Raw genomic sequence first — 5,444 nt, 5'->3', positions numbered from 1 at the left:
TGGCGCTCGGCCGAGTCGGTGTTCCTGGACCCGGCCAGGCGCGGTGCCCGCGGCCGGACCTTCGACCCGGCCGCCTACTCGCCCGGCTTCGGCTTCGTCACCGAGGTGCTGCTCGGGATGCGGTACGCGGCGGCCAAGCTCGGGCCGGGAATCGAGCACGCCCTGATACCGGAGGGCGTGGAGGCCGAATGGGTGTCCTTCGACGGCGGGGTGAAGGAGGCCGCGCTCTGGTCGGCGGGGTTCGCCACCGGCGGCATCCGGCGGCGTGCCACGGTGCTGCCGGCCGGCCTGCAGCTGAGCGACGCCGACCCCGCCGAGCACCGGATCGGCCCGGTCGGCGGCTACCTCTACGAGCCCGACGGCGCGGTGATCCGGGCCGGCCTGGTGCGGCAACTGGCGGCGCTGCTGCCGGGCGGGCGCCGGATCGAGGAGCAGCTGGCCTACCTGGCGGCAGACGCGGTGGCCGGCGGCCAGGCGGCGGGGCTGGCCAGGGGGTTCCGGGTGCTCGACGTGCTGCCGTACTCGCTGAAGCGGCTGCGTGCCGAGCTGGCCCGGCGGCAGGTCGGCATCGTCGAGATCAAGAAACGCGGCGTGGACATCGACCCGGCGGTGCTGCGCCGCGCCCTGAAGCCCGCCGGCCCGAACTCGATGACCGTGCTGTTGGCCCGGGTGGGCGAGCAGCACCTGGCGATCCTCGCCGAACCGCTCCCCCGCTAGCCGCGGCGAGTGGTGGCGCGCCCGGCGGCGTGGGCAGCGGTCAGTCCGAGCCCCTGGCATTGCCGACCAGCGGGTGGACGGTCAGCCCGCAGCCGGCCAGCTCGGCCGGCACCAGGCCGAGCGGCACCCCGTTCGGCAGCGTCACCGCCAGCTGATCCGAACGCCGGCACGAGCCGGCCGCGGACGCCGCGCGCTGCTCGACGATCGCCGACGCGGTCGCACCGGGACTGAGCACGATGATCGGCGGCACGAGCTTCTTTCTCACCCCACCGGCCGGCCCGTTCATGGTCTGCACCGCCGTGGTCAGCGTTGCGCCGGCTAGCCGAGCGCGCACCTGCGGATAGCCCTCGAGCGCGCAGGCGACCTTGCTGTCGTTGCGCAGTGCCAGCATCCAGGACGGCGCGGGGGCATCGGGCACCGCGGAGACCGTGGCCCTCAGATCCTTGCGCAGGCAGGGTTCGGCCACGATCGCCGTCGAGAAGTTCCAGCGGTCGTCGGAGATGTCGAACGCCATCGCGACCACCCCGCCCGGGACGCCGCCGGCCGCCGGGGTGTGGTCTGAGACCTGGATCCGCGTCGACTGCATTCCTCCGATCACGAAGTCGAGGTGCTGGCCGGCGGCCGGAGCCAACAGCGTCCTGAGGTACACCAGCGTGGTGCCGACCTGCAGGAACGCCTGCACCTCGCTGGCCGAGCGCTGCCCGTTCTTCCCGACACAGAGGAATTCGTAGAGGTAGCCGTGCTGGCCGGCGCTCAACGTGAAGTCATCCGACTGCCCGGTGATCAGCTGACCACCGGGAATCTTGGAGCAGTCCAACAGCCTTCCGACGTAGGCCGGCTGACCTCCGGCCGGCGCGTAGGCACCCGACCTGGCCGAGGCATCCGGAACCACCACCGACCCGGCCGCGTCGCTGGCCGACGCCGGCTGGTCGAACTGGTTCTTGCCGGCCGTGCTGGCACTCCGATCGGTGTTGCGGTTGCGGGCCGAGTTGATGCCGGCGACCGTCAGCAGCAGGACCGCGACCACGCTGGCGGCCACCAGCTGCAGAACCGACACTCGCCGGGCCGGCCGCGCGGTGCCGGCAGCTGTCGGGGCAGCGCCGCCCAGGGTGGTCACCGAGCCCACCGTGTCGTTGAGGATCCGGTCGACCGTGGCGTTGGGTTGCGGCGCCTCCAGCGAGTGGAACAGCAGCACCGAGCGCAGCTCGTCGGTCAACGTCTTGGGACTCATCTGCTCTACCCCACGCCTCGTACGTTCATGTCACGTTCCTCAGGTAGTGCGAGCTGACCGCGTCATCGGCGAAGTTGCCGGTGACCCGCAGCGTGCTCAGCGCCCGGCTGATCAGGCTGCGAACCGTGCCCACCCGGCATTCCAGGACGCCCGCGACCTCGTCATCGGGCAGGTCGTGGAAGAACCGCAGCACCACCGCCGCCCGCTGCCGCTCGGACAGCTCGCCGAGGGTGGCCCAGAGGGTGATCCGCTCGTCCACCTCGGCGGTCCGGTCCCGGGCGACCGGACGGTCCGAGGCACGCTCGCGAGCCTCGTCGAAGTACACCTCGGTCGAGGACAGCCGCCGCCGGCCTGCCAGGTACCGGTTCACCACCGCCTTGCGGACGTAGGCGAGCTGGTGCTCGGCGAGTTCCACCTGCGACCACCGCGGGTAGAGCCAGGCCAAGGTGTCCTGCACCAGCTCCTCGGCCTCGCCGGAGTCTCGGGTCAGCAGGTAGGCGGTCCTGAGCAGGGCCTGGGTGTGCTCGCGAACGAACGCGGTGAAGCGCTCGTCCGAGTCCATCCCAGCCTCCTCACTGCCCTACCTGCTCGCTGCCTGGATCCTGCTGCTCGCTGCCGTACTCCCCACTGCCCTGCTGCTCACTGCCTGGATCCTGCCGCTCACTGGTTAGATGCGATGTTCCGGCCGATCCGTTGCCTACCGCCTCGAACTGCCACGCGTGCGCCGGCCGCGCGATCAGACCCGCCGGTACCCCGGCCAGCCGGCCGGTGACCTCACCGGTCGGGTCCAGCACCACCACCCGCGGTTCGCCGGCGGCGCTGCGGTAGACCTGGGCGCTCTCGGCCAGCCGGGGCAGCAGCCAGGCCAGCAGCTGTTGCAGCTGCCCGTCCGCTGCCCGGACTTCCCACATGGTGACAGTCATCGGGGCACGACCGTCGTCATGACAGCACTTCCGTGATCGGCATCGAGGAGTCGGCCGGGATGTCGAGCGCGCTCGGGGTGGCGCCGTGGGCGATCAGTTGCGCACCGAGGGCCGCCACCATCGCCCCGTTGTCGGTGCAGAGCTTCGGCCGCGGCACCCGCAGCCGCAGGCCGGCCCGCTCGCAGCGCTGCGCGGTCAGCTCCCGCAGCCGCGAGTTGGCGGCCACGCCACCCCCGAGCAGCAGGTACTCGATGCCGGCCTCGGACGCGGCCCGGACCGCCTTGGCGCTGAGCACGTCCACCACCGCCTCCTGGAAGCTGGCCGCCACGTCGGCCACCGGAACCGGCTCGCCGGCCCGTTGCCTGGCCTCCACCCAGCGCGCCACGGCGGTCTTGAGCCCGGAGAACGAGAACGCCAGCGGATCGTCGTGTGCTCCGGTAAGGCCCCGCGGAAAGGCGATCGCGTCCCGGTCACCGTCCCGGGCGGCCCGGTCGATCAGCGGCCCGCCGGGAAAGCCCAGGCCGAGCAGCCGGGCCACCTTGTCGAACGCCTCGCCGGCCGCGTCGTCCAGGGTGGCGCCCAGTTCGGTCAGCTCCAGGCCACCCACCCGGGGCACCCGCAGGATCGAGGAATGCCCGCCGGAGACCAGCAACGCGATGCAGGCCTGGTCCAGCGGGCCGTTGTCCAGCAGGTCCACCGACACGTGGGCGGACAGGTGATTCACCGCGTACAGCGGCTTGTCCAGGGCGAGCGCGTAGGCCTTGGCCGCCGCCACCCCGACCAGCAGCGCGCCGGCCAGCCCCGGACCCGCGGTGACGGCGATGGCGTCGATGTCGGTGAGCGCGACGCCGGCCTCGGCGCAGGCCCGGTGCACGGTCGGCACCATGGCCTGCAGGTGCGCGCGGCTGGCCACCTCGGGGACCACCCCGCCGAACCGGGCATGCTGCTCGACACTGGAGGCCACCGCGTCGGCCAGCAGTTCGGTGCCACGGACGATGCCGACACCGGTCTCGTCACAGGAGGTCTCGATGCCCAGAACCAGCGGCTGGTCGGCTGTCATGGCTGCCGGCTTTCCTGGTTCTGGCTCTGGCTCTGGCGCTGGACCTGGTGGCCCTGGGGCTGCTGGCGCTGGGGCTGCTGGCGCTGGGGCTGTTGGCGCTGGGGCTGCTGGCGCTGGGGCTGCTGGCCCTGGATGGGGTGGCGCTGGATCGGGTGGCGCATCGTGATCGCGTCGACCCGGCCCTGCTCGTAGTAGCCCCGCCGCTTGCCCAGCACGGTGAAGCCCTCAGCTGCGTACAGCCGCTGCGCGGCGTGGTTGTCCTCACGCACCTCCAGCAGCACCTCGGTGGCGCGGCGGCGGCGGGCCTCGGCGATCAGTGCCCGCAGCAGCAGCCGGCCGACACCGTTGCGGCGGGCCGCCGGCAGCACGCCGATGGTGAGGATCTGCGCGGTCTCGCCGATGGTCAGCAGGCCGGCGGTGCCCAGCAGGTGGTGATCGGCAGCCTCGGCGACGATGTAGTAGCGCAGCTCGGTGTCGGCCAGCTCGTCCAGATAGCCCTGCCGCGACCACGCCTCCGGGCCGAACATCTGCTGCTCGAACGGCATCACGGCGTCGAGATCGGCGACCCGCATCGGGCGCACCCGCACGCCGGAGGCGTCAGGCGGTGTAGCAGAAGTCATCTCATCACCGGCTTGCGGGCAGCGGGTTCCACGGCATCGGGACGGCGCAGGTACAGCGGCACCAGCACCTCGCCCGGCGCCCGGCTCAGCACCCGCTCGGCAGCGCACGCCGCCAGCCCCGCGACGGTCGGGTAATCGGCGTCCAGCAGCGGCAAGCCCAGGACGCCGGCGTACAGCCGGGCGCCGGCCCCGGCCATCACGGCCGTCCCACCGAGCTCGCCAGGCAGCTCGGGGATCAGCTCGGCGGGCTTGGTCACCGCGGGCTCGGCAACCCGGCGGCCGTTGCGGTAGCGCGCCCAGTAGACCTCCTTGCGGCGGGCGTCACCGGCCACCAGCAGGCCGCCCTGCTCCGGGTGCGCGGCGGCGATCGCGTCGAGTGAGCAGACCCCGTAGCTGGGCAGGCCGGTGGCGTCGGCGAGCGCGGCGGCGGTCATCAGGCCCACCCGCAGGCCGGTGAACGGTCCGGGGCCGAGGCCGGCCACCACCGCCGACAACTCGGCAATCCGCACACCGGCCTCGACCAGGCAGGCCTGGATCGACGGGGTCAGCAGCTCGGCGTGCGCGCGGGCATCCACTGTGACCCGCTCGGCCAGCACGGCCGGCTGGGTCTGGCCCGAGGAGCCGGCGTGGCCGGGGAACTCCACCAGGCCCGCCGTCACCGCCGCGGACGAGGTGTCCAGAACCAGAGCCAGCACCCGGCCAGCCTAGTCGGCACGGCTGAGGGGTCCCCGGCACGCTGGACCTGCTCTAGCTGTACCCGGCCATCAGGTTGGTAGCCGGCTGGTTGGTGGGAGTCCGCCGAGTGCGCTGTGGCGGCGTTGAGTGTTGTAGTGCTCGAGCCAGGGTGCAAGGGCGGCGGTGCGTTCGGTGTTGCTGGTGAAGACCTGTCGGTA

Annotated in this window: 8 protein-coding genes; 1 reads left to right on the top strand and 7 read right to left on the bottom strand. The window is 72.6% G+C overall.

Annotated features, from left to right (window positions below):
• Positions 1 to 717, top strand: a 717-nt coding sequence (locus VF542_RS09960) for a THUMP-like domain-containing protein (protein ID WP_408651549.1), incomplete at its 5' end; no start/stop codon positions are given.
• Between the two features lie 40 nt (positions 718 to 757).
• Here VF542_RS09960 and VF542_RS09955 read toward each other — a convergent pair.
• The 7 genes from VF542_RS09955 to VF542_RS09925 form a co-directional block, all read right to left on the bottom strand.
• A complete protein-coding gene (locus VF542_RS09955; protein ID WP_408651548.1) occupies positions 758 to 1,948 on the bottom strand; it encodes a DUF4232 domain-containing protein in 1,191 nt (396 codons plus the stop codon).
• A gap of 25 nt (positions 1,949 to 1,973) precedes the next feature.
• Complete coding sequence (locus VF542_RS09950; RefSeq protein WP_408651547.1) at positions 1,974 to 2,510, bottom strand: SigE family RNA polymerase sigma factor; 537 nt, start codon at positions 2,508 to 2,510, stop codon at positions 1,974 to 1,976.
• A 10-nt stretch (positions 2,511 to 2,520) separates the two neighbouring features.
• Positions 2,521 to 2,871 carry a hypothetical protein gene (locus VF542_RS09945; protein ID WP_408651546.1) on the bottom strand — a complete coding sequence of 117 codons (351 nt, stop codon included), beginning with the start codon at positions 2,869 to 2,871 and terminating at the stop codon, positions 2,521 to 2,523.
• A 16-nt stretch (positions 2,872 to 2,887) separates the two neighbouring features.
• Positions 2,888 to 3,931, bottom strand: coding sequence for a tRNA (adenosine(37)-N6)-threonylcarbamoyltransferase complex transferase subunit TsaD (gene tsaD / locus VF542_RS09940; RefSeq protein ID WP_408651545.1), 1,044 nt, complete (start codon positions 3,929 to 3,931; stop codon positions 2,888 to 2,890).
• Positions 3,928 to 4,551 carry a ribosomal protein S18-alanine N-acetyltransferase gene (gene rimI, locus VF542_RS09935; RefSeq protein WP_408651544.1) on the bottom strand — a complete coding sequence of 208 codons (624 nt, stop codon included), beginning with the start codon at positions 4,549 to 4,551 and terminating at the stop codon, positions 3,928 to 3,930. Before rimI ends, tsaD begins: the two co-directional genes overlap by 4 nt.
• Positions 4,548 to 5,246 carry a tRNA (adenosine(37)-N6)-threonylcarbamoyltransferase complex dimerization subunit type 1 TsaB gene (gene tsaB / locus VF542_RS09930; protein ID WP_408651543.1) on the bottom strand — a complete coding sequence of 233 codons (699 nt, stop codon included), beginning with the start codon at positions 5,244 to 5,246 and terminating at the stop codon, positions 4,548 to 4,550. The genes rimI and tsaB overlap by 4 nt, the downstream gene beginning before the upstream one ends.
• 69 nt (positions 5,247 to 5,315) lie before the next feature.
• Positions 5,316 to 5,444, bottom strand: a 129-nt coding sequence (locus tag VF542_RS09925; RefSeq protein WP_408651550.1) for an integrase core domain-containing protein, incomplete at its 5' end; no start/stop codon positions are given.

The sequence above is a fragment of the Jatrophihabitans sp. genome, assembly GCF_036389215.1.
GTDB lineage: Bacteria > Actinomycetota > Actinomycetes > Mycobacteriales > Jatrophihabitantaceae > Jatrophihabitans_A.
The sequence above is the reverse complement of the archived record's forward strand: the minus strand, read 5'-3'. Positions and strand labels throughout refer to the sequence as shown.